The organism is Pseudomonas sp. LBUM1662 (genome assembly GCF_059695915.1).
Window position 1 is genome coordinate 567,865 of record NZ_CP166793.1, and the last position, 26,184, is coordinate 594,048.

The following is a 26,184-nucleotide window of genomic DNA, read 5'->3' on the forward strand; positions in this document are numbered from 1 at the left end:
ATGAGCCGCAAACAGCAACTGCTCAAGCGCCATCGGCGCAACAAACGCATCGGCCTGTTGATCGCGCTGGTGCTGTTGATTGTCATTGGCGTGCTGGTGGCCTGGTGGTTGCCGCTGGTGCTGGCGGTGCTGGGCTGGATTGCCCACGAGGCCTGGTTCGCCGATCACCTGTTCTACTCGCCCAAAGACGATTACCACTACAGCTTTCCGCCTTACGCTCCGCAGCCCAAGGTGCATCTGGACGGTGAGCGTTTGCGTCTGGACGAAGGCGTGATGCTGGTCGACGACGCAACGCTGGTGTTGGCGTTGCGGGTAAAAAGTACGTGGCTGGGGCGCTTTATCGACCCGGTGGTTGAATTGCTGGGTGGCGAAAATCCGGATCGACAGACGTTTGAGCGCGGTGTGAATGGCCTGCGTTATTTGAACCTCAGCGGTCAGGCGCAAGTGTTGTCGCGGGGCGAGTTGCGCCTCCACGGACGCTTCTGCCGCTTGCTCGGCGAGCCGGTGCTGTGGGCGCTGGAGCAACCGGATTATCGCCGTCAGCGAGTGATGGTGATCGCGCCCCACGCCGACGACGCCGAACTGGCCGCCTATGGTTTGTACAGCCAGGCCGATGAAGCCTGGATCGTGACCCTCACCGCCGGTGAAATCGAAGCCGAACACTATCAACAACTGGGCCTGAACAAGGCCGAAGCGGCGCGCCTCAAGGGCCGCTTGCGCGCCTGGGACAGCATCGCCGTGCCGCGTTGGGCGGGCGTGCCTGAAGCGCATTGCGTGCAGCTGGGTTATTTCTGCCTGCAACTGGCGGCGATGCAAGCCGCACCGGCGCAGCCGATGGGCTCGCGTGAAGCCGAGTTGAGCGACACCCGCGTGTATCGCCAGTTGAATCCATTTGCCTTGCCGGGCGACGTCGACGGTGCACCGACCTGGAACAACCTGCTGGCCGATCTGCGTGAGCTGTTGTTGCGCGCGCGCCCTGAAGTGATCGTGCTGCCGCACCCGACGCTCGATCCACATCCTGATCACCTCTGCGCCCAGCAAGCGGTCCTCGAAGCCTTGAGAGGCCTGGAGTGGCAGCCGACCACCTTGCTTGGCTACGCCAATCACCTGCACGATAACGATCGCTGGCCGATGGGCGATGCGGGGCACGGCATTGCGCTGCCGCCGGCCTTCGACTCGACCACGCCGATGCAGCCTTGTTGCCTGCCGCTGTCGCTGGATCTTCAGCGTGACAAAGCCATGGCGCTGGGCATGATGCACGACCTGCAACCGCCCATGCCGTTCAAGCGACGTTTGCGTCGGTCGATACAACGGCTGCTGGCCCGTAGGGTGCCGCCCCTTTATGGCGAGAACGAATTTTTTCGCAAAGCGGTCAGACGCCATGAGTTGTTATGGCTGTTGAAGCATGGTGAAACATCTCGACAGCAGAAATGAAGCACTTCGCGGCCTAGCATGGCCGCGTCTTAATCCACTGCAGTGATTCTTCTGTGATCAACCCACGCCCGCGCATTGTTTTTCTGATCCCGTATTTCGGCCAATGGCCGTTCTGGATGCCGTTTTTCCTGGAGAGTTGTCGTCGCAACGCCGATATCGACTGGTTGCTGTTCAGCGACTGTGGCACGCCCGAGAATCTGCCACCCAACGTCACGGTCGAGTGCATGACGTTCCGTGATTACTGCGGGCTGGTGTCACAACGGCTGGATATCGACTTTGCGCCGGATGCGGCTTACAAGCTCTGCGACATCAAGCCGGCGCTGGGGCATATTCATGTCGACCGCTTGCAAGGCTATGACTTCTGGGGGTTCGGCGATATTGATCTGGTGTATGGTGACCTGCGAAGTTACTTCACCCCTGATCGGCTGGCCGGTTATGACCTGTTTTCGACTCACGAGCGACGGGTCGCAGGGCATCTCTGCCTGATGCGCAACAACGCCCGCAAGCGTGAGTTGTTCATGCAGATGAAGGACTGGCGAAAGCGCTTTACCGATCAGGCGCACCACGCGCTGGATGAGGGCGCATTCAGTCGGATCTTCCTCTGGCGCAAGAATTTCCCCGAGCCTTTGTTCACCTTGGTGGGCAAGCTCAATCCGTGGCGTCGGCGCAGCGAGTTCACCGAGGCGTTCAGCACGCCGGGTGGCTGCATCAAGTGGCACGACGGCACGGATGATTTTCCGCATCACTGGTATTGGCGTAATGGCAGTTTGAGTAATGATCGCGATGGCGATCGCCGGTTTCCGTACTTCCACTTTGTTTGCTGGAAACGCAACGAGTGGTCACGGTTGCCTCCACCCGATCCAGCCGAGGTCAGGCGCATCGCCGCCGAACCGGCCTGGGTCATCGATGCGACAGGTTTTCACCGGGGAGATTTATGAGTCAACGGTCAAAGGTTCTGCAATTGCAGCCTGACTACAACGTCAAAGCCCATGATTTTGCCGACCTCGCGGAGCAGATCGTCAAGGCGCTGCCAAGTGATCGCTATGAGGTCACGGCGGCGTTCCTGCGTGGCAAGCCTGGGCCGGGCGAGGCTGTGAGCCGGGCCGACCGTTCGGTGTATTTCGAGTTTTCCGACAAGTCCCTCAAGGGCATGCGCCTGCGCGCGATGTGGACGCTGTACAAGTTTTGCCGCGCGGAAAAATTCGACGTGGTGATTTGTAACCGCTTCAAACCGGTGAACATGATGCTGACGCTCAACCGCTGGTTGAAAGTCCCGTTGTGCATCGGCATTTCCCACGGTTTTGGCGAGTACGACCGGTTTTACCGGCGCCGCCAGACCCAGCGGCTGATCGATCGGCACTGGCGCTTCGTCGGTGTGTCGCCGGCGGTCAAACAGTACCTGCTGGACTGCGACTGCGGTTTCACCGACCAGAACACCTACGCCATCACCAACGCCATCGACATCGAGCAGGCGGAAGGCTTGCAGCACAGCCGCGAGCGTGCCCGCGAGTTGTTGGGCATCGATCCGTCGGTGCGCCTGATCGGGGCGCTGGGTCGCCTGGTGCCGGTCAAGGGGCACACTTATCTGTTGCAGGCGTTTGCCGCCCTCAAGGACAAGTACCCGAACACTCAGTTGGCGATCATCGGTGCCGGCCGCGAAGAGTCGCGCCTGAAGGCCGAAATCGAAAGCCTGGGGCTGACCGGTCGCGCACACCTGCTGGGTTTCAAGGAAATCGCCTTGCAGTACATCCGTGCGTTCGACGTCTGGACCATGCCGTCCCTGGCTGAAGGCCTGGGGCTGGCGCTGCTCGAAGGCATGAGCGGTCACCTGCCGGTGATCGCCTCCAACGTGCCGGCCATGTTGCCGCTGATCGAAGGCGCAGGCGGGCTGGCGATTACACCGAAGGACGTGCCGAGTCTGGTCGCGGCGCTGGATAACTACCTCGCGCTGTCGGATGACGAGCTCAAGGCCAAGGGCGAACAGTCCTTCCGTTATCTCCAGGAACAACACGACATCGAGGTGTTTCGTCAGGAATACCTGAACCTGATCGACTCCGGCCTGGCACAGGCCCGCAAGGAACAACCATGAGCGACGCGCAACCTCTCGTATCCGTCATCATTGCGTCGTATAACCACGCTCCCTATATCGAGGAAAGCATCCTCAGTGCCCTCAACCAGACCTATTCGAACATCGAGTTGCTCGTGGTCGACGATGGCTCAAAGGACGACAGCGTCGAGCGCATCAAGGCATTGCAGGAGAAACACGGTTTTGATTTCCGGGTTCAACAGAACCAGGGGCTGACCAACACTCTCAATGCCGCCATTGCCCGTTCAAAGGGCAGCCTGATCGTGCCATTCGGTTCCGACGATATCATGCTGCCGGAGCGAATCGCGACGCAGGTGGCGTACATGGATGGCAAGCCCGAAGTCGGCATCTGCGCAGGCAACATCGAGCTGATCGACGCCGACGGCAATCTGTATCCGGAGAAGCGTCAGCGCCGTGATGTGCCGTTCCGTCGTCTGGATTTCGATGACATGTTCCTGGAGCGCAAACCCTATCCACCCGCGCCGACCCTGATGATCCGCCGGGAAGCGCTGGAAAAGGTGGGTGGGTTCGATCCGAACATTCGCCTGGAAGACTTGCTGATCGAGCTGAAGGTGACCCGTGCCGGTTACTTTATCGATGGCCTGAATGTGCTGATGGCGCGCTATCGCAAGCACGCCACCAACTCCTACAAGAACCACCGCTTCATGGTCGACAACATCCTGCGCTCCTACGCGCTGTTCAACGATCACCCGCTGTACGACGAGGTGCGTTACAAGTTCCTCAGTTCGATGTTCCTCAAGACCGCCAACCGTGACCGCAAGCTCGCCCGCGAGCTGCTGGCGCAGATCCCGTTCAGAGCCTGGAACAAGAAGACCTGGCGCGGTCTGGGGCGACTTTACTTCTCGCCGCTGGAAAAAGACTAAGGTCGAACGCGATCGGTGTAGCAGCTAGCGCAGCCTGCGTCCGGCTGCGCCATCTGCTACATAGGGTGCTATCAGCTTCAGTTCAACGAGCGATCTTTTCCGCCAGGCCCTTGTCGGCCTTTTTGCCCTGGCGCAGCCACTGCAAGACCTTCTTGCCGGCCGCCATGCCTGGCTTCTCTATGTACAAGAACGTCAGGCTGCTGATGACAATCAGCAGGCACGTGCACACGGCAATCAGCGACAGATAGGTCCAGGTGTCACGAGCGTCCAGGTGCAGCACCAACGGCAGGCGTTGCACCATCACCCAAAGCACGAAGCCATGCAGCAAGTAGGTGCTGTAGCTGATTTCCCCGAGCCAGCGGATGCTGCGTGGCTTGAGAGCGCCGAACAGGGTGTTTCCTGAGGCCACGATGACAAAAAACAAGGAAAGCAGCAAAAGTGGCAGCAGGTTGAACGCGCGGCTGAATGCCGTAAATGCAATCGCCAGCGCCAGCAACGCGATAGTCCCCGCCAGTCGTGTCTGACCCCAGGCCATCAAGCGGGGCCGGCGAATCCAGTACGCCGCACCGATGCCGCCAAGGAAGCTCGCCAGAAAGTGCTTCTTCAGCGAGTGCTCCCAGCCGACCAACTGGTACAGCGCGTAAATGCCGATCAGGCACAGCACCACTTGCACCCAGCTGCCGCGATAGATGAAGACCATGCCTGCCAATGGCAACGCCAGATAGAAAAACACCTCGTAGCCCAGCGTCCAGGTGACGTTGGAGATCAGCATGCCGGTCTGGTGGTACTGGTTGACGTCCGGCCGGTCGAAGGTCAGCCATGCCAGGATCTGCCCGGCCAGGCGGATGCCGGGCTCCTTGAGTTCCCAGTTCTGCAGATAGAACACCGTGACAAAGACAATCAGCATCAACGGCAAGTACAACGGGTAAAGGCGAAACACACGAGAGATAGCGAAGGCCAGCCAGTCGTGTTGACGTCCCTGAGTGAGCAATCGATTCCAGAAAAGGAAGCCGGTGATCATGAAAAACAGTGCGACGCTGCCTTGGCCAAGCTGGGAGTAGAAGTTGCTCGGCGGAAACTCGATAACACCCGTGCGCAGGAAGATCCAGGTAATGACCGAATGGTGCACGAACACACCAAACGCCAGATAGCCACGCAGTCCATCAATGCTGGCATAGCGGCTCTCGCCGGAATGCTCCAGGTGGCGGGCAATTTTCGGAACGGCGCGCAACAACAGGGCGGCGGTCACGATGGCCAGCAGATAGGCTGCCAGCGCAATGAACGGGTTGGTTTCGGTCATCAGTGAGCCCGGGCCGGGGAACTCCCGGTCAGCACTTGCCTGTGCAGGTTATCGACAGCGGATTTTGACGCCGTCATGGCGTACCCCTGGAGCAACGCTTCGAAATGGTCTTCGAACAACCAGCGCTTATCCACTGTGTAGCGCTGCATATGGCGCAGATTACGCTGACGCAGGGACAGGCTCAGCGACGAAGGATAGATGCGCATGTCAGCCACATCGATCAGGCCGAACTCGCCATCTTCCAGCACCAGCACGTTACCCAGATGCAGCGAGCGGAAATAGACACCTTGCTCATGCAGTTGAGCCATGAACTTGCCAAAACGTTCCACCAGCGCCTGACGCACTGCTGGCGCGGTAATGCCTTGCAGCACCTGACGCAGCGTGTTGCCCGGCAGTGGCGAGTAGTGCACGGCGCTGCTGCCATCGTCTAGCCGGTACAGGTTCAGGATCTGCGGCGTTGGAATACCCAGGTTGCGCAATTGCTCGCTGTTGACCGCAAAGCGTTCGGAATAGGGGTTGAAGCTGCCCGAGGTGTACCAGCGACGGCGGCGGAACAGCTTGAGGAAGCTACCATCGACCAGGCGCAGGACTTTGGGGCCCAGGCCATCTTCTTCAATGATCTTCGCGTCGGCGGTCAACTGCTGTTGACCGGTCGGCGCGAGCGTCTTGACAGGTATTGCCAGCAGGCGTCTGGCGCGTTGGTTGATGCTCAGCGCGGCGATCAGCGCCAGTGGAATCCACAGCAGGAACCAGTGTTCCTTCGGTCGGGAAATGATCCCGCCACCTTCGGTCAAACCAGCGCCAATGCCGAACACCAGCCAGGCGGACGCAATGATGAACAGCGGTTGTACGCGATGGCGCCAGCTGCTCAATAATCCCCAGGCCTGGAAAAACAACCACGGCAACAAACCGAGAATACCGACGTAATAGAGCACGCCCAAGGCGAAGCTGTGAGGTTCCTGCAGGTTATAACCGACACCGGGATCGACGGTCAGGCTGGCGTTATAACCATGACCAATCCACGGATGATCGGCGATTTTACTGAACACCATCTGCCAGATTTCGAAACGATAGGAATCGCCTCGCAGAATGATCATCTGCGAAAACATGAGTATTACTAGCGCTCCGGCGACGGCAAGGGCGCCCAGCAGTACTAGCGAGCGACGGCCCCAACAAATGGCACTCAACCACAGCGAGGCCATGGTCAGTGCAACAAGCGGTGTTCTGGAGCCGGTCGCAATGACTGCGGCGAACATCACGGCCATCGCCGGGATGCTCAGCCAGAGCATCTGCCGACGTTTGCAGGTCATGCTATAGCTCAGCCAATACGCGCAGAAAAAGCCGAATATGTGAGAGCTGAGCAATGGATTGTCGAAGGCACCGCCGCCGACAAGGCGCAATCCGGGCTCGTAGACTCGGGTGAACATGAACAAATCGTAAACCGTGCCGATCAGACCCACCATTGCGGCGCTAAACAGCAGCGGCTGGAGGATTTCGCTTCGGTAGCGCACCAGCAGGTAGCAACCCGCAAACAGCAGCAAGGTATGCAGCGGCGGCTTGAACTGACCGGCAATGCTTTTGCTTTCAGGGCCCCAGCATAGACTCAGCAGCGCCCAGGCTGCGAACAGCAGCACGGCGACGAAGATCGGTTCGCGCAGCAATTCCTTGAGTTCACGAGGCCGCAAACAAAGGGCAATCAGGGCAGGAATGCTGAACAGCCCATAAAAAAGCTTGTGATGCAGACTTCGCCCCGGCAGGAAAAAAAGTGCGCACAGGAGCAGAAGATAGCCGAGTGGAAGAATCCAGAGGCAAATGAAATCGAAGACTCGATTGGACACGCTATTGAAACCGCTGAGTTGCATGCTGAGAGATTCAATCCTGAAGTTGATCGGCCATTTTGAGGCGATGGCTATTTGATACTTAATCTGACGCGTAACAATAACAGCCTTTATGCGATTGCCAGAACCCTGAGGAAGCTGTGCTAAAGTCAGCGTCCTTTTTATCGACATTCGCGTGATATGACCGACTCCAGTCTCTCCGCAAGCCCTTCGAGCTTGAAAATCTACTTCCGCCTGCTCGGCTATGTCCGGCCTTATATCAGTCTGTTTCTGATCAGCATCGTCGGATTTCTGATTTTCGCTTCGACGCAGCCAATGCTCGGCTACATCCTCAAGTATTTCGTCGACGGCTTGTCCAACCCCGAGGCGGTGCTGTTTCCAACCGTGCCTTACCTGCGTGACCTGCAACTGCTGCAGGCGGTGCCGTTGCTGATCATCCTGATCGCCGCATGGCAGGGGCTGGGATCTTATCTGGGCAACTACTTCCTGGCCAAGGTTTCCCTCGGGCTGGTGCATGATTTGCGTGTGCAGTTGTTCAACAACCTGCTGGTTCTGCCTAATCGATATTTCGACAAGCATAACTCGGGTCATCTGATTTCGCGTATCACCTTCAACGTGACGATGGTCACCGGGGCGGCCACAGATGCGATCAAGGTCGTAATCCGTGAAGGCATGACGGTGATCTTCCTGTTCGCCTCGCTGCTGTTCATGAACTGGAAGCTGACCCTGGTGATGGTTGCGATCCTGCCGTTGATCGCCGTGATGGTGCGTACCGCCAGCAAGAAATTCCGCAAGCAGAGCAAGAAAATCCAGCTGGCCATGGGCGATGTGACGCACGTGGCGTCGGAAACCATCCAGGGCTATCGCGTGGTGCGCAGCTTCGGCGGTGAAGTCTACGAAGAAAAACGCTTCTACGATGCCAGTCAGGGCAACACCGACAAGCAACTGCGCATGACCCGTACCGGCGCCATCTACACGCCGTTGCTGCAACTGGTGATCTACAGCGCCATGGCGGTGCTGATGTTCCTGGTGCTGTACCTGCGCGGCGATGCGTCGGCCGGTGACATGGTCGCCTACATCACCCTGGCCGGCCTGCTGCCCAAGCCGATCCGTCAATTGTCCGAAGTCAGCTCGACCATCCAGAAAGGCGTGGCCGGTGCCGAGAGCATCTTCGAGCAACTGGACGTCGCGCCTGAAATCGATACGGGCACCGTTGAGCGCGATGCCGTCAGCGGTCGTCTGGACGTGCGCAACCTGAGCTTCACCTACCCCGATACCGATCGCCAGGTCCTCGACGACATCAGTTTCTCGGTCGAACCGGGGCAAATGGTGGCGCTGGTCGGGCGTTCGGGCAGCGGCAAGTCGACGCTGGCCAACCTGATTCCGCGCTTCTATCACCACGACAAGGGCGAGATCCTGATCGATGGCGTTGAAGTGGAGCAGTACAAACTGCTGAACCTGCGCAAGCACATCGCCCAGGTGACCCAGCACGTGACCCTGTTCAGCGACACCGTGGCCAATAACATTGCTTACGGCGATCTGGCTGGCGCGCCGCGTGAAGACATCGAAAAAGCCGCAAGAGACGCCTATGCGATGGACTTCATCGCGCAGTTGCCCGAAGGCCTGGACACCCAGGTCGGCGAGAACGGCGTGTTGTTGTCCGGCGGTCAGCGCCAGCGCCTGGCGATCGCCCGTGCGCTGTTGAAGAACGCTCCGCTGCTGATTCTCGACGAAGCCACGTCGGCCCTCGATACCGAGTCCGAGCGGCATATTCAGGCAGCGCTGGACCAGGTCATGAAAGGCCGGACCACCCTGGTGATCGCTCACCGCTTGTCGACCATCGAGAAGGCAGACCTGATTCTGGTCATGGACCAGGGCCGGATCGTAGAGCGCGGCACCCATGCCGAACTGCTGGCGCACAACGGCTACTACGCCCGACTGAATGCCATGGGCCTCGACGCCCCGGCGGAAGACATCGCCTGACCCTTGTTCACCGGGCGTGCAATGCGCCCGGTGATTTATAGGTTATCGGCATTTCTGATCAAAAAACGACCAGTTTTGATTGCCGAATCATCCCGTTGCAGCCGTCGCACAAGCCAGCGCCAACCCTGTGGTAATATCGCGCCCCTGTTCATTTTGTATGTGGGTTGCTCCATGAAGTTGTCCATGCCGCGATTCGATCAAGCCCCTGTCTTGGTGGTCGGCGATGTCATGCTCGACCGTTACTGGCATGGTGGTACCTCACGGATTTCCCCTGAGGCGCCAGTACCGGTCGTCAAGGTCGAGCAAATCGAGGACCGCCCGGGCGGTGCCGCCAACGTTGCGTTGAACATTGCCGCCCTCGGCGCACCGGCCTCGCTGGTCGGCGTGACCGGCGATGACGAAGCTGCCGACAGCCTGGCCAACAGCCTTAAAGGCGCTGGCGTACGCGCATTGTTCCAGCGCATCGCGCACCAGCCGACCATCGTCAAGCTGCGGGTCATGAGCCGTCACCAGCAATTGCTGCGTATCGACTTCGAAGAACCCTTCGCCACCGACGCCCTCGCACTTGGGGAGCAAGTCGACGAGTTGCTCGAAGGCATCAAAGTGCTGGTGCTGTCCGACTACGGCAAAGGCGCGTTGAAAAACCATCAGGTGCTGATCCAGGCCGCTCGTGCCCGTGGCATTCCGGTGCTGGCCGATCCCAAGGGCAAGGATTTCTCGATCTACCGGGGTGCGAGCCTGATCACGCCGAACCTCAGCGAGTTTGAAACCATCGTTGGCGGTTGCGCCGATGAACACGAGCTGGTGAGCAAGGGCGCGCAGTTGATGCACGACCTCGACCTCGGCGCGTTGCTGGTGACCCGTGGCGAGCACGGCATGACCTTGTTGCGCCCGGATCATCCGGCGCTGCACCTGCCGGCCCGAGCCCGTGAAGTGTTCGACGTGACCGGTGCCGGCGACACGGTGATTTCCACGCTGGCGGCGGCGATTGCCGCGGGTGAAGAACTGCCTCACGCGGTGGCCCTGGCCAACCTGGCGGCGGGCATCGTGGTCGGCAAACTCGGTACGGCGGCGATCAGCGCCCCGGAGCTGCGTCGCGCCATCCAGCGCGAAGAAGGCTCCGAGCGCGGTGTGCTGGGGCTTGAGCAGTTGTTGCTGGCGGTCGACGATGCGCGTGCGCATAAAGAGAAGATCGTTTTCACCAACGGCTGCTTCGACATCTTGCACGCCGGCCACGTGACCTACCTCGAGCAGGCACGCGCCCAAGGCGATCGTCTGATTGTCGCGGTCAACGACGATGCTTCGGTGAGCCGCCTGAAAGGGCCGGGACGTCCGATCAACAGCGTCGACCGTCGCATGGCCGTACTGGCGGGTCTGGGCGCGGTGGATTGGGTTATCAGCTTCCCTGAAGGCACTCCGGAAAACCTGCTGCGCGAGGTCAAGCCGGATGTGTTGGTCAAGGGCGGGGATTACGGGATCGACCAAGTGGTCGGAGCGGACATCGTCACCGCTTACGGCGGGACCGTGAAAGTGCTGGGGCTGGTGGAAAACAGCTCGACGACCGCAATTGTCGAGAAGATCCGCAAATCCGAGTGATGCCGTAAAAGATCGCAGCCTCGTTTCACTCGACAGCTCCTACAGGGAATCGCATTCCAATGTAGGAGCTGTCGAGTAAAACGAGGCTGCGATCTTTTGATCTTTGCTTTTAAGAGCTGACTTTCTTACGCGGCACAATTTTCTTCAGCAGCAGCTTCGCCTTCCCACGCAACCGCGCCAAACCCGAGTCTTTCCCCGGCGGACTCAACCCCTGCTGCCGCACCCAATCCTTCCAGCGAATCCGCTCGTCCCGCACCAGCCATCCTTCCTGCTGGGCAAAACTCTCCGCCAGATACAATCCGCGCGTACTCGCCGGGTACAACTGATCCTTCTTCAAGGTGTACAGCTCGGCCATCGGCTGGCCGTCCTGCAATGGCATCAAATACAAATCGGGGCGTTTGCGATCAAGCCGGGCCACCAGTTGATCGCCTTCCAGCCGCTCATCGACATGAAACAGGCTCAAGGACTTGGCTTCCTTGGGCACGTCCAGGCGCAAGTCATAGATCAATTGCAACGAGGCCGTCGGCAAATGCACGTAAGCCCGAGGCCGTTCGATCAACTGCATCTTGGCGCAACGCACCGGCCGCGCGGCGCCGGACAGCGGCGTCAGGCGAAAGGGCAGCGCCTCGCGATAATGCAGCGCGGACGAGTAGGGTGCCGGCAGCCAGGTGTCATTGAAGCGTCCGCCGAGCCAGCCTTCCGGGGTTTCCAGCAGGCACTCTTCGGCAATCTCCTGGATCGCCGTGTGCAGCGGCAGGTTCAGCTCGTGGGCCGGTACGTAACCGGAGATCAACTTGAGCACCACATCGCCACGGTCTTGCCGGCGCTGACGCACCAGCACCCAGTAATCGCGATTCTGCCAATGCAGGGTCAGGCGCACCGAAACCCCGAGGTTAGCCAGCTCCAGAGCGAACCGCTCAGTGTCGGGCACCGTCACCGGGCGGCGACGTTGCAGGGTCTGGGAGAAATTGAGCGGCATCCCGACGCTCTGGTAGCTCAAGCCTTCGGGAGTCGCTTCGACGTACAACGGCAGGGTCTTGAAGTTGCTCGGGTTCTTTCTTATGAGCGTACGCGGCATGTCGGCTCCTGCTTAAGGCCGCGTGGGCGGCATCAGTTTCTACGTAGGACCTGGGCAACGGTCGCGACGTTGTGGGCGAGGTGCAGCGGATTGATGGTCCCGACAATAGCACTGGCAACACCCGGATGTTCAAACAACAACTCAAAGCTGGCGCGCACCGGGTCCACGCCCGGACTCAGGCAGACGTGACCGCTGGCGAGGGCTTTCTTGACCAGAATGGCTTTACCGTGAGCAGCAGCATAGTCAATGACAGGCTTCTCGTTCTGTTCGTTCAGATTGTAGGTGACCATGGCGCAATCACCTTGTTCCAGAGCCTTCAAACCCCCTTCTACAGTTTTGCCGGAAAAACCGAAGCCGCGAATCTTGCCTTCGGCCTTCAGCGCGGCGAGGGTCGCGTAGACCTCGCTGTCATTGAGGATCGCCAGGTCGTTGCCGTCAGAGTGCACCAGCACCAGGTCGATAACATCCGTTTCCAGGCGTTGCAGGCTGCGCTCCACGGAACGTCGAGTGTGGGCGGCGCTGAAGTCGTGGCTCGACTGGCCGTCGGCAAATTCTTCGCCGACCTTGCTGACGATCACCCACTCCTCACGCTGACCACGCAACAGCGGGCCGAGGCGTTCTTCGCTACGACCGTAAGCCGGGGCGGTGTCGATCAGGTTAATGCCCATGTCTCGCGCGAGTTTGAGCAGCATGCGCGCTTCGTCATCGCCGGGAATCTGGAAGCCGTTGGGGTATTTCACCCCTTGGTCGCGTCCCAGTTTTACCGTGCCCAGGCCCAGCGGCGACACCAGCAGGCCAGTGCTGCCCAAGGGGCGGTGCAGGTCGTGCAGGGTTTTTACGCTCATGGCAGCAGTTGCTCCCAGGCTGGAACGCAAATAGGTGGTTTTGGCAGCTCGGGCAGCGGCGCCGGATGGCTTGGCTGGATGCCGTCGCGCTGCAAAGACGCGATGACCCGGTCGGCGAAGTCCGGCGCCAGCGCCAGTTTGGTTGGCCAGCCCACCAGCAGCCGGCCTTCTTCGGCAAGGAATGCATTGTCAGGGCGAGTCAGTCCCGATTGCAGCGGTTCGGCGCGATCCACGCGTAAAGTCGCCCATTGCGCGGTACTCAGGTCGATCCATGGCAGCAACTGGCCGAGTTCTTTCTGCGCGGTGGCGATTTGCTCGGCCGGTTCGCGGGCAACCCCTTCGGCTTCGGCGATATCGCCGCCCATGTACCAGACCCATTGGCCATCGGCGGCCGGATGCGTCGTCACGGTCAGGCGCGGCTTGGTGCCGCCGCCCAGGCAGTGGGCGTACAGAGGTTTGAGGCTTGGGCCTTTGGCGATGATCATGTGCAACGGCCGGCGTTGCATGGCGGGCTGGCTCAGCCCCAGTGCTTCGAGCAACGCCGCCGTGCCGGCACCGGCGCTGAGTACGATGCGCTGGGCGCGGATCTCGCGCTCGTCGACCTTCAGGCCCACCAGCACGCCACCTTCCAGCAACGGTTCGATCTTCTGGCCTGCGAGCAGGCCATCACCCGCCAGATCGGCCAGGCGCTGGATCAGGCTCGGCACGTCGATCACCAGTTCTGCCAATCGGTACACTTTGCCCTTGAAACGTTTGTCTTGCAGGGCCGGCGGCAGTTGGTCGCCCTTGACCTGATCGACACGGCCGCGCACTGCTTTGCTGGCGAAGAAACTGGTGAGGTTGCCGGCGATCGTGCCCGGGGACCAGAGGTAATGCGCTTCGGATAGCAGGCGCACGCCGGACAGATCCAGTTCGCCGTCGCCGGCCAACGCTTCACGCCAGCGGCGCGGCATGTCGGCGATGGCTTCCGAGGCACCGGTCAGGGCGCCATGCAATGCGTACTTGGCGCCGCCGTGGATGATGCCCTGGGACTTCACGCTCTGTCCGCCGCCGAGGCTGGCGCTTTCCACCAGCACGGTCGAAAAACCCTGGCGGCGCAGGCGCGCATTCAGCCAGAGGCCAGCGACACCAGCGCCGACAATCAGAACGTCGGTGGAAATAACGGATGGCATGCAGCGACCTCAGTGTTCAAGACGAGGGCGCAGTATACAGACTCAAAGATTGGAGGTTTTGCTGGCGATCAACAGGGCGGCGCAAAACCTGTGGGAGCGGCGGTGCGACGATTCGACTTGCTCGCGAAGAGGGCGTGTCAGTTGATATCAATGTTGCTGACACACCGCTTTCGCGAGCAAGCCCGCTCCCACAGGAGATCGGGTTGTCAGTCAGTGCCCGGCGGTTTTGGAGAAGAGCTGGATGACGACCACGCCCAGCACGATAAGCGCCATCCCCAGCATCGCTGGCACATCCAGTTTCTGCCCGTAGATGAACAGCGCCGCAACGCTGACCATCACAATCCCCATGCCGGCCCATACCGCGTAAGCCACGCCCACCGGAACGCTGCGCACCACCAGGGTCAGCATCCAGAAGGCGATGCCGTAACCGACAATCACCAGAGTCAGCGGCAGCGGGGTGCTGAAACCTTTGACGGCTTTCATCGAAACGGTCGCGATCACTTCAGCGCAGATGGCAATGGCCAGGTAGTAGTAAGCGGTCATAGGTGCATCCTCGTGTGAAGTGTTGCTGTCTGAGTTCGGCATTTTAGAGATTCTCCAGATGCGGTAAAGTCATTACCTATCTGTTCTGGAGATGGGTTGCCACATGAGCATGCAATGGAATCTGGAGCAGCTGCGCTTGTTTGTCAGCGTAGCGGAGCAGCGTTCGTTTTCCGCCGTGGCGCGGGATCAGCGCAAGGCGCAGTCGGCGGTCAGCAGTTCGATTGCGCTGCTGGAAGAAGACCTCGGCGTCAGCCTGTTCGATCGCAGCAGCGGTCGTCAGCCGAAACTCACCGAGGCCGGCAATGCCTTGCTGGACGAGGCGCGGGAAGTCTTGCGTCAGTGCGAGCGCCTGAACGGTCGGGCACTGGCGATGATGCGCGGACAGGAAGCGCGTTTGCGCGTGGCTCAGGATGAGGCGATGCCCTATCAGCCAATCATCGAAAGCTTCGAGGCCCTGGCGGAGAAATTTCCCAGCCTTGAGGTGCAACTGACCAGCGCCGCCCAAGGTGATGTGGCGCGCAAACTGGTCGAGCGTCGGGCCGATCTGGGCCTGCTGTTTTATCACGACCAGATTCCCGAAGCGCTTGAGCGCCGGGTACTCGGCAGCGTTGAAATGGTCACCGTGTGCGGCGTCGGTCATCCGCTGGCGAAACAGGCGCAGGTTGATTGTCAGGAACTGGCGCAGCATCGTCAGTTGCTGATGTCCACGCAGTCCAGCGTCTACCCCGGCAGCGAACCTGCCAGCCCGCAAGTCTGGCGGGCCGACAGTTTCTACGTGATGGCGGAATGGCTGGTGCGCGGCCTCGGTTGGGCCTGGCTGCCGAGACACGTGGTGCAATACCCGGCGTATCAGGGCCTGATGATCGAACTGGACAGCGAATGGACCCCGCCGGCGCTGGTCGTGGAACTGGTATGGCGTCGCGATGAGCCTCTCGGCCCGGCGGCTCGCTGGCTGGCTGAACGTTTTGCCGTGCACTTGCAGGCGATCGGTGAAAAAACCGATAAACTCCGCCGCCATGAATAGAACTCTCTACACCGCGCTGTTTTACCTGGGGCTGCCATTGGTAGCGATTCGGCTGTGGCTGCGTTCGCGCAAGGCGCCGGCATATGCCAAGCGCATCGGCGAGCGCTTTTCCCTCGGTCTGCCGGCGATGAAGCCGGGCGGCATTTGGGTGCACGCGGTGTCCGTGGGCGAGAGCATTGCCGCGGCGCCGATGATTCGCGCCTTGCTGCAACGTTATCCACAGCTGCCGATTACCGTGACCTGCATGACCCCGACCGGTTCGGAGCGCATCCACGCATTGTTTGCCAACGAGCCGCGCATCCAGCACTGCTATTTGCCTTACGACTTGCCGTGCGCGGCGGCGCGGTTTCTTGATCGGGTCCAGCCGAAACTGGCGGTCATCATGGAAACCGAACTCTGGCCGAACCACATCCATCAGTGCGCCAAACGCGGGATTCCGGTGGCGTTGGCCAATGCGCGATTGTCCGAGCGTTCGGCCAAGGGTTATGGCCGCTTCCGCAAACTCACCCAGCCAATGCTCGCCGAGATGAGCCTGTTCGCGGTGCAGACCGAAGCCGAGGCCCAGCGCTTCCGTGATTTGGGCGCGCGTGCGGACACCGTCGAAGTGACCGGCTCGATCAAGTTTGACCTGACCATCGACCCCGCATTGCTTCAGCGCGCCATCGAATTGCGTGCGCAATGGCAGGCGCAGGAACGCCCGGTGTGGATCGCCGCGAGTACGCACGAAGGTGAAGACGAAGTGGTGCTGGCGGCCCATCGTCAGTTGCTGGCTAATCATCCCGATGCATTGCTGATTCTGGTGCCGCGGCATCCAGAGCGTTTCAACCCGGTGTTCGAGTTGTGCCGGCAGCAGGGGTTCGCCACGGTGCGTCGTTCCTCCGGCGAGCCGGTCACGGCGAATACCTCGGTGTTGCTGGGCGACACCATGGGCGAGCTGCTGTTTCTTTACGCCCTGGCGGACAGCGCGTTTGTCGGCGGCAGCCTGGTGCCGAACGGCGGGCATAACCTGCTGGAACCGGCGGCACTGGCCAAACCGGTACTGAGCGGCCCGCACCTGTTCAACTTCCTCGAAATCGCCGCGCAATTGCGCAGCGCCGGGGCGTTGCAGGAAGTGGAGGACGCCGAAGGCCTGGCGCTGGCAGTGCAGCGGCTGTTCGAATTGCCGCGCGATGCGCAGCGAATGGCTGAGGCAGGGTTGAAAGTGATGCGCACCAATCAGGGCGCGTTGCAGCGGTTGCTGGAGGGGTTGGGGCGGTTGGTCGATCGTTAGATCGCGTCGTCTGCATTCGCGAGCAAGCCCGCTCCCACATTTGATCTCTGTGAACACAAAACTTGTGCACCACAGAGATCAAATGTGGGAGCGGGCTTGCTCGCGAAGCTTTTGCTTTTTACTGCGTCGGTTTAGCCCGCAACTGCTCCGCCGCAGCCTTGGCCAGGTCCGGTGGCAGGAAGTCTTTATCCGGGTTGTAGTCGGCCTTGAGATAACGCGCCAGGTCCTGCAAATCCCCCGGGTTCAACGTGCCGGCTGCCTGCTTCAAACGCAGGTTGTCGAGGATGTAATCGTAGCGGGTGTTGTTGTAGTCGCGCACCGAGGTGTACAGCTGACGCTGGGCATCCAGCACGTCGACGATGTTTCGCGTGCCCACCTGATAGCCGATTTCGGTCGCTTCCACCGCGCTCTGGTTGGAGATGATCGACTGTTTGCGCGCCTGCACCTGCTCGACGTCGGTGTTCACCGCCCGGTGCAGGTTGCGGGTGCTTTCCACGATTTGCCGGCGCAGGGATTCACGTTGCTGCTCGGACTGGTCCAGTTGCGCATACGACTGGCGCACCTGGGAGTTGATCAGGCCGCCGCTGTAGATCGGAATGTTCAATTGCAGGCCCACCGTCGTTTGCTCGACGTTGCCCTTGTAAGGTTGGCCAAAGGCGTTCGGGTTGCTGAAACCCAGCGCATCGTTATCGCCTTTCTCATACTTCGCCACGGCATCGAGGGTCGGCGCATGCCCGGCCTTGCGCTGCTTGAGGGTTTCTTCGGCCGCGCTGACGGCGTAGTTGCTGGCCAGTAGATTGAGGTTCTGCTTCGCGGCCGTATCGACCCAGGCCTTGGCATCATTCGGTGCTGGCGGCAGGATCGGCAAGTTATGGGAGATGCCCCAGATCGAGTTGTACTGACGGTTGGTCAAGGTGATCAACGCTTCGAAGGCATCATCCACCTGGCGCTGTGCGACGATCCGGTTGGCGCGCGCGGTGTCGTAGCTCGCTTGCGACTGCAATACGTCAGTCTTGTCCGACAGGCCGACGTCAAAGCGTTCGTTGGACTGATCGAGTTGGCGTTTGAACGCGGCTTCCTCGGCCTTGGTCGAGGCCAGGTTGTCTTGGGTGCGCAAGACGTTGAAGTAACTGTCGGCGGTTTGCAGGATCAGGTTTTGCTCGGTCGCCGAGAGTTGCAGTGCAGCCTGCTCGTTGACGTCTTTGGCGGCCTGGAACTGGAACCAGCGATCAGCGCGGAACAGGGGCTGCGCCAAGGTCGCCTGGTACGAATGAGCGTTACGGTTGGCCGTGGCCGAAGGCTGATCTATCGCAGTCCGCACGTTGGCCAGTTCGGCACCGCCCGAAAGGTTAGGCAGCAGTCCGGCGCGAGCCTGAGGCACGACTTCTTTCTGCGCACCATATTGAGCAACGGCAGCGGCGAGGTCGGCGTTGTTGTCTTTCGCTTCCTGATACACGCTGACCAGATCGTTTTTGGTCGATAAGGGCGCTTCTGCTGCCCATGCCATTCCATTGGACGCACAAGACACGGCAAGGGCCAGTGAGAGTTTGCGCAGCATGAGGCCATCCCTAAAAAATTACGCTGATAATTTGAGCGCCAAAGGTACGGCGCGGCACTTGCAGCGTCAATGCGCAGCGAGGCCGTTGCGAGTGTAGTTGCGCACACGTTCGGCAACAATCCTGTAATTGCGCCATTCATCATGGTGTTTACCGCGGTGTTGGCGTTCTTTGCCAGTTGTGTCTAGACTGGCCGGGTTCTTGTCGGGGTGCCTTGCTATGAGGCTGAGATCGAATAATTTCGGATCCCGTTGAACCTGATCAGGTTAGCGCCTGCGTAGGGAACAAGATTTCTCGTCACCCGGCGAGTCCTCTTGTGCTTCGTCCGGGATGTTGTTCGACAATCGAACACCCCTCGAGCACTGAGCACAGCACAGCTGGATTTCCCAGCGCACGTGCGTCCATTCGTTTACAGGTTCGCTCCGACAAAAATCCACTGCCTGGATGCTGTCTGGAGAGCCCGTGATGACGATAAAACTAAAAGATCATACGAACCTGAGTGACTCGGCCCAAGTCGATCAACAGTCGGTTCAACCGTTTACCCGCTCGCAAAAAATCTATGTTCAGGGCTCCCGTCCGGACATCCTCGTGCCGATGCGCGAAATCAGCCTCGACGTGACCCCGACCGACTTCGGCGGCGAGATCAACGCGCCTGTGGTTGTGTACGACACCTCGGGCCCGTACACCGACCCCAACGTCATTATCGATGTGCGCAAAGGCCTGGGCGATGTACGTTCGCCGTGGATCGAATCCCGTGGCGACACCGAACGCTTGCCCGGCCTGAGCTCCAACTTCGGCCAGGAACGCCTCGCCGATGCCGAGCTGACCAAGCTGCGTTTCGCCCACGTCAACAACCCGCGCCGCGCCAAGGCCGGGGCCAACGTCAGCCAGATGCACTATGCCCGCAAAGGCATCATCACCGCCGAGATGGAATACGTCGCCATCCGCGAAAACATGAAGCTCGAAGTGGCGCGCGCCGCCGGGCTGCTGGACCAGCAACACGCCGGTCACAGCTTCGGTGCCAGCGTGCCGAAAATCATCACCCCCGAATTTGTCCGTGACGAGATCGCCCGCGGTCGCGCGATCATTCCGGCCAACATCAACCACACCGAACTGGAACCGATGATCATCGGCCGTAACTTCCTGGTGAAGATCAACGGCAACATCGGCAACAGCGCGTTGGGTTCGTCCATCGAAGAAGAAGTGGCGAAACTGACCTGGGGCATTCGCTGGGGGTCGGACACGGTCATGGACTTGTCCACCGGCAAGCACATTCACGAAACCCGTGAGTGGATCATCCGTAACTCGCCAGTGCCGATCGGTACGGTGCCGATTTATCAGGCCCTGGAAAAAGTCGGCGGCGCCGCTGAAGACCTGACCTGGGAGCTGTTCCGCGACACGCTGATCGAGCAGGCCGAGCAAGGCGTCGACTACTTCACCATCCACGCCGGCGTGCTGCTGCGCTACGTGCCGCTGACTGCCAAGCGCGTCACCGGTATCGTTTCCCGTGGTGGTTCGATCATGGCCAAGTGGTGCCTGGCGCATCACAAAGAGAACTTCCTCTACACCCATTTCGAAGACATCTGCGAAATCATGAAGGCCTACGACGTCAGCTTCTCGCTGGGCGATGGCCTGCGTCCGGGCTCGATTGCCGACGCCAACGACGCCGCACAATTCGGTGAGCTGGAAACCCTCGGCGAGCTGACCAAAATCGCCTGGAAGCACGACGTGCAATGCATGATCGAAGGCCCGGGGCACGTGCCGATGCAGTTGATCAAAGAGAACATGGACAAGCAGCTCGAGTGCTGCGACGAGGCGCCGTTCTACACCCTCGGTCCGCTGACCACCGACATCGCGCCGGGCTACGACCACATCACTTCGGGTATCGGTGCGGCGATGATCGGCTGGTTCGGTTGCGCGATGCTCTGCTACGTGACGCCGAAGGAACACTTGGGCCTGCCGAACAAGGATGACGTGAAGACCGGGATCATCACGTACAAGATCGCCGCGCATGCCGCCGACCTGGCGAAAGGGCATCCGGGGGCACAGATCCGCGACAATGCCTTGAGCAAGGCGCGTTTCGAATTCCGCTGGGAAGACCAGTTCAACCTGGGCCTTGATCCGGACACCGCGCGTTCGTATCACGATGAAACCCTGCCGAAGGATTCGGCCAAGGTCGCGCACTTCTGTTCCATGTGCGGGCCGAAATTCTGCTCGATGAAAATCACTCAGGAAGTCCGCGAGTATGCGGCCAACCAGCGCATCGAAACCGTCGATGCCGAAGTCGCCCAGGGATTGGCGGACCAGGCCGAGCGGTTCAAGCAGGAAGGCAGTCAGCTTTACAAGAAGGTTTGATCTGATCCGCAGCGCCAGTCCTCGAGACTGGCGCAGCTCTTGTAGGAGAGAGGCTTGCTCGCGAAGGCTTCATCACATTCAACATCGACGTTGACTGACACACCGCCTTCGCGGGCAAGCCTCGCTCCTACAGAGGATCGATTACAAAAATAATGTCCCTCTGAGATAACACCCTTGAGCATTCAATCCAGCACGTATTCCCCCGACATCGCGGTGCCCACAGACAAACGTGTCTTCGGCGGTCGCGATCTGTTCTCCCTGTGGTTCTCCCTCGGCATCGGCCTGATGGTGCTGCAGACCGGCGCCTTGCTCGCGCCAGGCCTGGGCCTGTCCGGCTCGTTGCTGGCGATCTTCCTCGGCACCTTGGTCGGCGTTCTGCTGCTGGCCGCTGTCGGCGTGATCGGCAGTGACACCGGCCTGTCGTCGATGGCCGCGCTCAAACTCAGCCTCGGCAAACATGGCGCGAGCCTGCCGGCGGTGCTGAACCTGCTGCAACTGATCGGTTGGGGCTCGTTCGAAATCATCGTGATGCGCGACGCGGCCAGCCTGCTCGGCGCGCGGGCGTTCAGCGAAGGCAGCCTGCTGTCGAATCCGCTGCTCTGGACCTTGTTCTTCGGTGGTCTGGCGACCTTGCTGGCCGTCAGCGGTCCGCTGACATTCGTCCGTCAGATTCTGCGCAAGTGGGGCATCTGGCTGCTGCTGGCTGCGTGCATCTGGTTGACCTGGAACCTGTTCGCCAAAGCCGATCTGGCTGCGTTGTGGGCGCAGGCCGGTGACGGTTCGATGCCGTTCGCCGTGGGCTTCGATATTGCCATTGCGATGCCGCTGTCGTGGTTGCCGCTGATTGCCGACTACTCGCGTTTCGGCAAACGTGCGAAAAACGTCTTCGGCGGTACGGCGATTGGTTTCTTTATCGGTAACTTCTGGCTGATGAGCCTCGGCGTGGCTTATACCCTGGCGTTCGCGCCGAGCGGTGAAGTGAATGCCTTGCTGTTGGCATTGGCCGGTGCCGGCCTGGGGATTCCGCTGCTGCTGATTCTGCTGGACGAGTCGGAAAACGCTTTTGCCGACATTCACTCGGCGGCGGTTTCCAGCGGGATTCTGTTGCGCTTGAAAGTCGAGCATCTGGCCTTGGCGATTGGCGTGATCTGCACATTGATCGCGTGCCTGGCGCCGTTGGCCCAGTACCAGAACTTTCTGCTGTTGATCGGTTCGGTGTTTGCGCCGCTGTTCGGCGTGGTGCTGGTGGATCACTTCATCCTGCGCAAACGCAGTGCTCAAGTGGCGTCAGCCGCGTTGCGCTGGCCGGCGCTGCTCGCCTGGTTGGGCGGGGTGAGCACTTATCACTTGTTGGCGAATCTGTATCCGGACATCGGCGCAACCCTGCCGTCGTTGATTCTGGCAGGGTTGCTCCAGCTGGTGCTGGGCCGGGCCTTCAGTTACGGCCGGGAAACAGCTCGGGCTTGAGAATGCCGTTCAGGCGCGGGTAGGGGATCTTCAGTTCGACGTGGCCCAGCGCGTAAGGCGCGATGGTGCTGGTTTCGTACTTGAGGATCACGCCGCCGTAGGTCAGCGCCACGTTCTGGGTTTTCTGGAAATGCCACTCCTTCAGGAACTCCGGTTCCTGATCGAGCTTGGTGCTGATCAGCCAGCTGTTGTGCGCCACTTGCGCGGCTTTCCAGAACGCCTCTTCCTGCCCCGGCAGCAACATGTCGGACAAGGTCAGCACTTTATGCTGCTGGCGCGAATAGTTGATGAAGCTGCGGCCCGGGGTGCCATGCGCACCGCCGGTGTCCAGGTAGCTGGAAAATTCGACGATCACCAAGCCGTCATGCTGTTCACGTACCTTGGCTTGCAGGTAGCTGCTGCTGCGTGGGCCGGCGGTGCGCAAAAACTCATCGCGATAGGCCGTCAGCGTCGGTGCCGCAGGGGCATCGGGCGAGGTGCGGGTCATTTGCAGCAGGCGCTTTTCGACAATACCGTCCAGCTGAGGCTCGGCGGGAAAGCGCAGCGTATCGATGTTCACCAGCGGGCAGTCAGGTGTCGTGCAACCCGGTTTCAGTGTTTCGGTGGCGTCGCGGGTGGTTTCCAGCGGCGTCCGGTAGTTGGGTTGGAACAAGCTCTGGCAGGCGCCCAGGGTCAGGGCGATTGCGGCCACGGAGGCGATTTTAAAAAGCGACATGGGCGTCCTTCATAAAACAGGGAAAGGCAAAAAGTTATCCGCTTCGACTCTCAACGAAGCAGTCAGTTCGCCACTAAGCTAATTAGAGTTGGTTTCGCCCTCACCGTCTATCTCGCTGACGGGAAAGGGGCTGCATCAAACGGCGCGAGCGCGTTAGGATGGCGCGAAGTCGAGGTTGCAAGTCTCAACAAGGAGCCTCGGATCGGATTTGCAGTAAACGAGGATTGTCATGACTGATTTTGCCAACGCCATTCCGACCGCCGTTGATATCGTTCGGCGCGAAAAGTGCTACGAGGGCTTCTACAAGCTCGATCGCGTGCACTTGCGTCACGAGTTGTTTGCCGGTGGCATGAGTCGCGAGATCAATCGTGAAGTGTTTGTTCGCCATGATGCGGTGTGCGTGCTGCCGTACGATCCGCAGCGCGATGAAGTGGTGTTGATCGAGCAGTTTCGCGTCGGCGCCATGGGCAAGACTGACAACCCGTGGCTGATCGAGCTGGTCGCCGGTCTGATCGACAAGGATGAAGTACCGGAAGAAGTTGCTCACCGCGAGGCGCAGGAGGAAGCTGGGCTTGTGTTCGGGGCGCTCTGGCCGATGACCAAATATTTTCCATCGCCGGGCGGCAGCAACGAATTTGTTCACTTGTACCTGGGGCGTTGCGACAGCACCGGAGTCGGCGGCCTGCATGGGCTGGAGGAAGAAGCTGAAGATATCCGCGTCACGGTCTGGGCGTTCGAAGATGCCCTGCAGGCCGTACGCGACGGACGAATTGCCAACGCGGCCAGCATCATTGCCTTGCAATGGTTAGCTTTGAACCGCGCTGAAGTGAGGGGGCTATGGTCGTAAACAAGTTGCGCGATCGCTATAGGGTGGATCTCGTGGGGCTGCAGGCCTCTTGCGAGGCCAACTACGCGCGCCTGATGCGACTGCTGCCGGACATGCGCAACGAGCCGGAGGCACGGCGCATTGCCGTGACCCACGGCGACCAGATGCTCGGCGTGCTGGCCCTGGAAGTGCTGCAGGTCTGCCCGTACACCACGACCCTGCAAGTTCGCCAGGAACACAGCCTGCCGTGGCTGCCGGTGCCGCAGCTGGAAGTGCAGGTCTATCACGACGCGTGCATGGCCGAAGTGGTCAGCGCCGAGCATGCACGACGCTTTCGCGGCATCTATCCTTACCCGAATGCCTCGATGCATCAGCCGGACGAAAAGGCCCAGCTGAACATGTTCCTGGGGGAATGGTTGAGCCATTGTCTGGCGTGTGGGCATGAGTACGCCGTCGTTCGATAGATGTGAACTGCGTCAGGTTCACAGGTTTCCCCTTTCGTTCGTCCCCCAGCATAATTGCGGCACTTATCCGATCCCGTGATTCAGCCTTGGGAGAACGCCTTGCCGAGCGTATCCACTTTGACCACCGCCGATTCGGCGTTGCTGGTGCAACTGTCCGACAGTCATTTGTTTGCCGAGACGGACGGGACGTTGCTGGGCATGAATACCCGGGACAGTCTGCAAAAGGTCATTGAGCTGGTGCGCGTTCAGCAGCCGCAGATTGATTTGATCGTGGCCAGCGGTGATTTGTCTCAGGACGGGACGCTGGAGTCTTATCAGTTGTTTCGCGACCTGACCCGGCAGCTCGATGCGCCGGCGCGCTGGATTCCCGGGAATCATGATGAGCCGCGGATTATGGCCGAGGCGGCGGTGCAGAGTGCGTTGCTGGAGCCGGTGGTGGATGTCGGTAACTGGCGGGTCACTTTGCTGGATTCGGCGGTGCCGGGGTCGGTGCCGGGGTATTTGCAGGATGAGCAGTTGCAGTTGTTGGCTCGCTCCTTGAGTGAGGCGCCGGAGCGGCATCATCTGGTGTGTTTTCATCATCATCCGGTGTCGATCGGCTGCTTGTGGATGGAGCCTATTGGCTTGCGTAATCCTGAGGCTTTGTTTGCGGTGCTGGATCGTTTTCCGCAGGTGCGTGCTGTTTTGTGGGGGCATGTGCATCAGGAGGTTGATCAGGAGCGCAATGGGGTGCGGTTGATTGCTTCGCCTTCGACGTGCATTCAGTTTGAGCCTGGGAGTGATGATTTCAAGGTTGGGGAGCAGGCGCCGGGGTATCGGTGGTTGCGGCTTTTACCTGATGGACAGCTGGAAACCGGTGTGGAACGTGTCACCGGGTTCTCCTTCCAGGTCGACTACGGCTCGAACGGGTATTGATGGTGTGGTCTTGGCGGCCTTCGGGCCGACCATGTTGTGGTTGATTGGGTACATATCCATTTCTGCGGTTACGGCCACTTAGGGTTTCGCCCTTACGGCGACTCACTTTTTTTCAAACGCCAAAAAAAAGTAAGCAAAAAAAGGCTCGCCCCAAACGTCCGGCCCCTCGCTTAGGCTCGGCGTTCCTTCGCTCCGGTATCCATCCGGGGACACTGCCCTACGGTCTGCTTCGCGACGACCTACATGCAGTGTGTTCGACTGCGTCGAACGGCGCTGCGCGCCACTCCCCGGATGAACACCTGCACTCAGCCTCCCGACGGGGCGGGTGGATCAAGATCAAGAGCTGCAGGCGAGCTAACGCTCGGCCTGTTGAGTGGTGAAAAGCTTACGGTGTGCACCGTCCCCTGTAGGAGCTGTCGAGTGCAACGAGGCTGCGATCTTTTGATCTTGACCTTGGCGGCCCGCCAGCAGATCAATCTCCCTCAGATGACACCTCCCCCTGTAGGAGCTGTCGAGTGCAACGAGGCTGCGATCTTTTGATCTTGCCCTTGGCGGCCCGCCAGCCGATCAATCTCCCTCAGATGTACACCTCCCCCTGTAGGAGCTGTCGAGTGCAACGAGGCTGCGATCTTTTGATCTTGCCCTTGGCGGCCCGCCAGCCGATCAATCTCCCTCAGATGTACTCATCCCCCTGTAGGAGCTGTCGAGTGCAACGAGGCTGCGATCTTTTGATCTTGACCTTGGCGGCCCGCCAGCCGATCAATCCCTCTCAGATGTACACCTCCCCCCGTAGGAGCTGTCGAGTGCAACGAGGCTGCGATCTTTTGATCTTG

General features: G+C 60.1%; 21 protein-coding genes and 1 riboswitch. Of the genes, 13 read left to right on the top strand and 8 right to left on the bottom strand.

Annotation, left to right across the window (positions count from 1 at the left end; translation table 11 throughout):
• Genes ACA049_RS02485 through ACA049_RS02500 form a run of 4 tightly spaced genes read left to right on the top strand, consistent with a single transcriptional unit; the run spans position 1 to position 4,404 of the window.
• On the top strand, positions 1-1,434 hold the full coding sequence (locus ACA049_RS02485) for a PIG-L family deacetylase (RefSeq protein ID WP_497332866.1): 1,434 nt from the start codon (positions 1-3) through the stop codon (positions 1,432-1,434).
• 53 nt (positions 1,435-1,487) lie between these two features.
• On the top strand, positions 1,488-2,372 hold the full coding sequence (locus ACA049_RS02490) for a DUF6625 family protein (protein ID WP_497332868.1): 885 nt from the start codon (positions 1,488-1,490) through the stop codon (positions 2,370-2,372).
• The gene (locus ACA049_RS02495) at positions 2,369-3,523 is read left to right on the top strand and encodes a glycosyltransferase family 4 protein (RefSeq protein ID WP_497332870.1); all 1,155 of its coding nucleotides are present in this window, start codon (positions 2,369-2,371) and stop codon (positions 3,521-3,523) included. The genes ACA049_RS02490 and ACA049_RS02495 overlap by 4 nt, the downstream gene beginning before the upstream one ends.
• Positions 3,520-4,404 (top strand): glycosyltransferase, encoded by an 885-nt coding sequence (locus tag ACA049_RS02500; RefSeq protein ID WP_497332872.1) that lies wholly within the window; start codon positions 3,520-3,522, stop codon positions 4,402-4,404. Before ACA049_RS02495 ends, ACA049_RS02500 begins: the two co-directional genes overlap by 4 nt.
• 82 nt (positions 4,405-4,486) lie before the next feature.
• Here the strand turns inward: ACA049_RS02500 and ACA049_RS02505 are convergent, their stop codons facing one another.
• Both ACA049_RS02505 and ACA049_RS02510 read right to left on the bottom strand, forming a co-directional pair.
• Positions 4,487-5,704 carry an acyltransferase family protein gene (locus ACA049_RS02505; protein ID WP_497332874.1) on the bottom strand — a complete coding sequence of 406 codons (1,218 nt, stop codon included), beginning with the start codon at positions 5,702-5,704 and terminating at the stop codon, positions 4,487-4,489.
• Positions 5,704-7,566, bottom strand: coding sequence for an O-antigen ligase family protein (locus tag ACA049_RS02510; RefSeq protein WP_497332876.1), 1,863 nt, complete (start codon positions 7,564-7,566; stop codon positions 5,704-5,706). Before ACA049_RS02510 ends, ACA049_RS02505 begins: the two co-directional genes overlap by 1 nt.
• A 156-nt stretch (positions 7,567-7,722) precedes the next feature.
• Here ACA049_RS02510 and msbA point away from each other — a divergent pair, with 156 nt between their 5' ends.
• Both msbA and hldE read left to right on the top strand, forming a co-directional pair.
• Entirely contained in the window at positions 7,723-9,525 is a 1,803-nt protein-coding gene (gene msbA, locus ACA049_RS02515; protein ID WP_497332878.1) for a lipid A export permease/ATP-binding protein MsbA, read from the top strand.
• Positions 9,526-9,696: 171 nt separating this feature from the next.
• Positions 9,697-11,121 (top strand): bifunctional D-glycero-beta-D-manno-heptose-7-phosphate kinase/D-glycero-beta-D-manno-heptose 1-phosphate adenylyltransferase HldE, encoded by a 1,425-nt coding sequence (gene hldE, locus ACA049_RS02520; RefSeq protein ID WP_497332880.1) that lies wholly within the window; start codon positions 9,697-9,699, stop codon positions 11,119-11,121.
• A gap of 109 nt (positions 11,122-11,230) precedes the next feature.
• Here hldE and ACA049_RS02525 read toward each other — a convergent pair whose 3' ends face one another.
• The 4 genes from ACA049_RS02525 to ACA049_RS02540 all read right to left on the bottom strand — a co-directional run bounded on the left by ACA049_RS02525 (position 11,231) and on the right by ACA049_RS02540 (position 14,759).
• Entirely contained in the window at positions 11,231-12,199 is a 969-nt protein-coding gene (locus ACA049_RS02525; protein ID WP_497332882.1) for a metal ABC transporter ATPase, read from the bottom strand.
• Between the two features lie 32 nt (positions 12,200-12,231).
• Positions 12,232-13,044 carry an aldo/keto reductase gene (locus ACA049_RS02530; RefSeq protein WP_497332884.1) on the bottom strand — a complete coding sequence of 271 codons (813 nt, stop codon included), beginning with the start codon at positions 13,042-13,044 and terminating at the stop codon, positions 12,232-12,234.
• Entirely contained in the window at positions 13,041-14,216 is a 1,176-nt protein-coding gene (locus ACA049_RS02535) for an NAD(P)/FAD-dependent oxidoreductase (protein WP_497332886.1), read from the bottom strand. The genes ACA049_RS02530 and ACA049_RS02535 overlap by 4 nt, the downstream gene beginning before the upstream one ends.
• A gap of 210 nt (positions 14,217-14,426) precedes the next feature.
• Positions 14,427-14,759, bottom strand: coding sequence for a DMT family transporter (locus tag ACA049_RS02540; RefSeq protein ID WP_092274228.1), 333 nt, complete (start codon positions 14,757-14,759; stop codon positions 14,427-14,429).
• 103 nt (positions 14,760-14,862) lie between these two features.
• Between ACA049_RS02540 and ACA049_RS02545 the strand changes: the two genes are divergently transcribed.
• Positions 14,863-15,783 carry a LysR family transcriptional regulator gene (locus ACA049_RS02545; RefSeq protein ID WP_497332888.1) on the top strand — a complete coding sequence of 307 codons (921 nt, stop codon included), beginning with the start codon at positions 14,863-14,865 and terminating at the stop codon, positions 15,781-15,783.
• Entirely contained in the window at positions 15,776-17,053 is a 1,278-nt protein-coding gene (waaA, locus tag ACA049_RS02550; RefSeq protein ID WP_497332890.1) for a lipid IV(A) 3-deoxy-D-manno-octulosonic acid transferase, read from the top strand. The genes ACA049_RS02545 and waaA overlap by 8 nt, the downstream gene beginning before the upstream one ends.
• A 118-nt stretch (positions 17,054-17,171) precedes the next feature.
• Here waaA and ACA049_RS02555 read toward each other — a convergent pair whose 3' ends face one another.
• On the bottom strand, positions 17,172-18,611 hold the full coding sequence (locus ACA049_RS02555; RefSeq protein WP_497332892.1) for a TolC family outer membrane protein: 1,440 nt from the start codon (positions 18,609-18,611) through the stop codon (positions 17,172-17,174).
• Between the two features lie 193 nt (positions 18,612-18,804).
• Positions 18,805-18,910, top strand: a riboswitch (TPP riboswitch).
• Between the two features lie 164 nt (positions 18,911-19,074).
• Here ACA049_RS02555 and thiC point away from each other — a divergent pair.
• Together thiC and cytX are read left to right on the top strand one after the other, a co-directional pair.
• Positions 19,075-20,964, top strand: coding sequence for a phosphomethylpyrimidine synthase ThiC (gene thiC / locus ACA049_RS02560; protein WP_497332894.1), 1,890 nt, complete (start codon positions 19,075-19,077; stop codon positions 20,962-20,964).
• A gap of 174 nt (positions 20,965-21,138) precedes the next feature.
• Complete coding sequence (gene cytX / locus ACA049_RS02565; RefSeq protein ID WP_497332896.1) at positions 21,139-22,431, top strand: putative hydroxymethylpyrimidine transporter CytX; 1,293 nt, start codon at positions 21,139-21,141, stop codon at positions 22,429-22,431.
• Here the strand turns inward: cytX and ACA049_RS02570 are convergent.
• Positions 22,400-23,146: an RsiV family protein gene (locus tag ACA049_RS02570; RefSeq protein WP_497332898.1), complete on the bottom strand. Its 747-nt coding sequence runs from the start codon at positions 23,144-23,146 to the stop codon at positions 22,400-22,402. The two genes, cytX and ACA049_RS02570, sit on opposite strands and share 32 nt — an antisense overlap.
• A 229-nt stretch (positions 23,147-23,375) precedes the next feature.
• On the opposite strand from ACA049_RS02570, the gene ACA049_RS02575 reads away from it, so the two are divergent.
• From ACA049_RS02575 to cpdA, 3 genes are all read left to right on the top strand, one after another.
• Positions 23,376-23,993, top strand: coding sequence for an NUDIX domain-containing protein (locus tag ACA049_RS02575; RefSeq protein WP_131058782.1), 618 nt, complete (start codon positions 23,376-23,378; stop codon positions 23,991-23,993).
• A complete protein-coding gene (locus tag ACA049_RS02580; RefSeq protein WP_008153350.1) occupies positions 23,984-24,436 on the top strand; it encodes a DUF1249 domain-containing protein in 453 nt (150 codons plus the stop codon). Before ACA049_RS02575 ends, ACA049_RS02580 begins: the two co-directional genes overlap by 10 nt.
• A 99-nt stretch (positions 24,437-24,535) precedes the next feature.
• Complete coding sequence (gene cpdA, locus ACA049_RS02585) at positions 24,536-25,351, top strand: 3',5'-cyclic-AMP phosphodiesterase (RefSeq protein ID WP_497332900.1); 816 nt, start codon at positions 24,536-24,538, stop codon at positions 25,349-25,351.
• Positions 25,352-26,184: the final 833 nt, after the last annotated feature.

Excerpts from the sequence above, each read along its gene's own strand:
- ACA049_RS02485 (WP_497332866.1), top strand. The coding sequence starts at position 1 with ATGAGCCGCAAACAGCAACTGCTCAAGCGCCATCGGCGCAACAAACGC.
- ACA049_RS02495 (WP_497332870.1), top strand. The coding sequence starts at position 2,369 with ATGAGTCAACGGTCAAAGGTTCTGCAATTGCAGCCTGACTACAACGTC.
- ACA049_RS02500 (WP_497332872.1), top strand. The coding sequence starts at position 3,520 with ATGAGCGACGCGCAACCTCTCGTATCCGTCATCATTGCGTCGTATAAC.
- ACA049_RS02505 (WP_497332874.1), bottom strand. The coding sequence starts at position 5,704 with ATGACCGAAACCAACCCGTTCATTGCGCTGGCAGCCTATCTGCTGGCC.
- ACA049_RS02510 (WP_497332876.1), bottom strand. The coding sequence starts at position 7,566 with ATGCAACTCAGCGGTTTCAATAGCGTGTCCAATCGAGTCTTCGATTTC.
- msbA (WP_497332878.1), top strand. The coding sequence starts at position 7,723 with ATGACCGACTCCAGTCTCTCCGCAAGCCCTTCGAGCTTGAAAATCTAC.
- hldE (WP_497332880.1), top strand. The coding sequence starts at position 9,697 with ATGAAGTTGTCCATGCCGCGATTCGATCAAGCCCCTGTCTTGGTGGTC.
- ACA049_RS02525 (WP_497332882.1), bottom strand. The coding sequence starts at position 12,199 with ATGCCGCGTACGCTCATAAGAAAGAACCCGAGCAACTTCAAGACCCTG.
- ACA049_RS02530 (WP_497332884.1), bottom strand. The coding sequence starts at position 13,044 with ATGAGCGTAAAAACCCTGCACGACCTGCACCGCCCCTTGGGCAGCACT.
- ACA049_RS02535 (WP_497332886.1), bottom strand. The coding sequence starts at position 14,216 with ATGCCATCCGTTATTTCCACCGACGTTCTGATTGTCGGCGCTGGTGTC.
- ACA049_RS02540 (WP_092274228.1), bottom strand. The coding sequence starts at position 14,759 with ATGACCGCTTACTACTACCTGGCCATTGCCATCTGCGCTGAAGTGATC.
- ACA049_RS02545 (WP_497332888.1), top strand. The coding sequence starts at position 14,863 with ATGAGCATGCAATGGAATCTGGAGCAGCTGCGCTTGTTTGTCAGCGTA.
- waaA (WP_497332890.1), top strand. The coding sequence starts at position 15,776 with ATGAATAGAACTCTCTACACCGCGCTGTTTTACCTGGGGCTGCCATTG.
- ACA049_RS02555 (WP_497332892.1), bottom strand. The coding sequence starts at position 18,611 with ATGCTGCGCAAACTCTCACTGGCCCTTGCCGTGTCTTGTGCGTCCAAT.
- thiC (WP_497332894.1), top strand. The coding sequence starts at position 19,075 with ATGACGATAAAACTAAAAGATCATACGAACCTGAGTGACTCGGCCCAA.
- ACA049_RS02570 (WP_497332898.1), bottom strand. The coding sequence starts at position 23,146 with ATGTCGCTTTTTAAAATCGCCTCCGTGGCCGCAATCGCCCTGACCCTG.
- ACA049_RS02575 (WP_131058782.1), top strand. The coding sequence starts at position 23,376 with ATGACTGATTTTGCCAACGCCATTCCGACCGCCGTTGATATCGTTCGG.
- ACA049_RS02580 (WP_008153350.1), top strand. The coding sequence starts at position 23,984 with ATGGTCGTAAACAAGTTGCGCGATCGCTATAGGGTGGATCTCGTGGGG.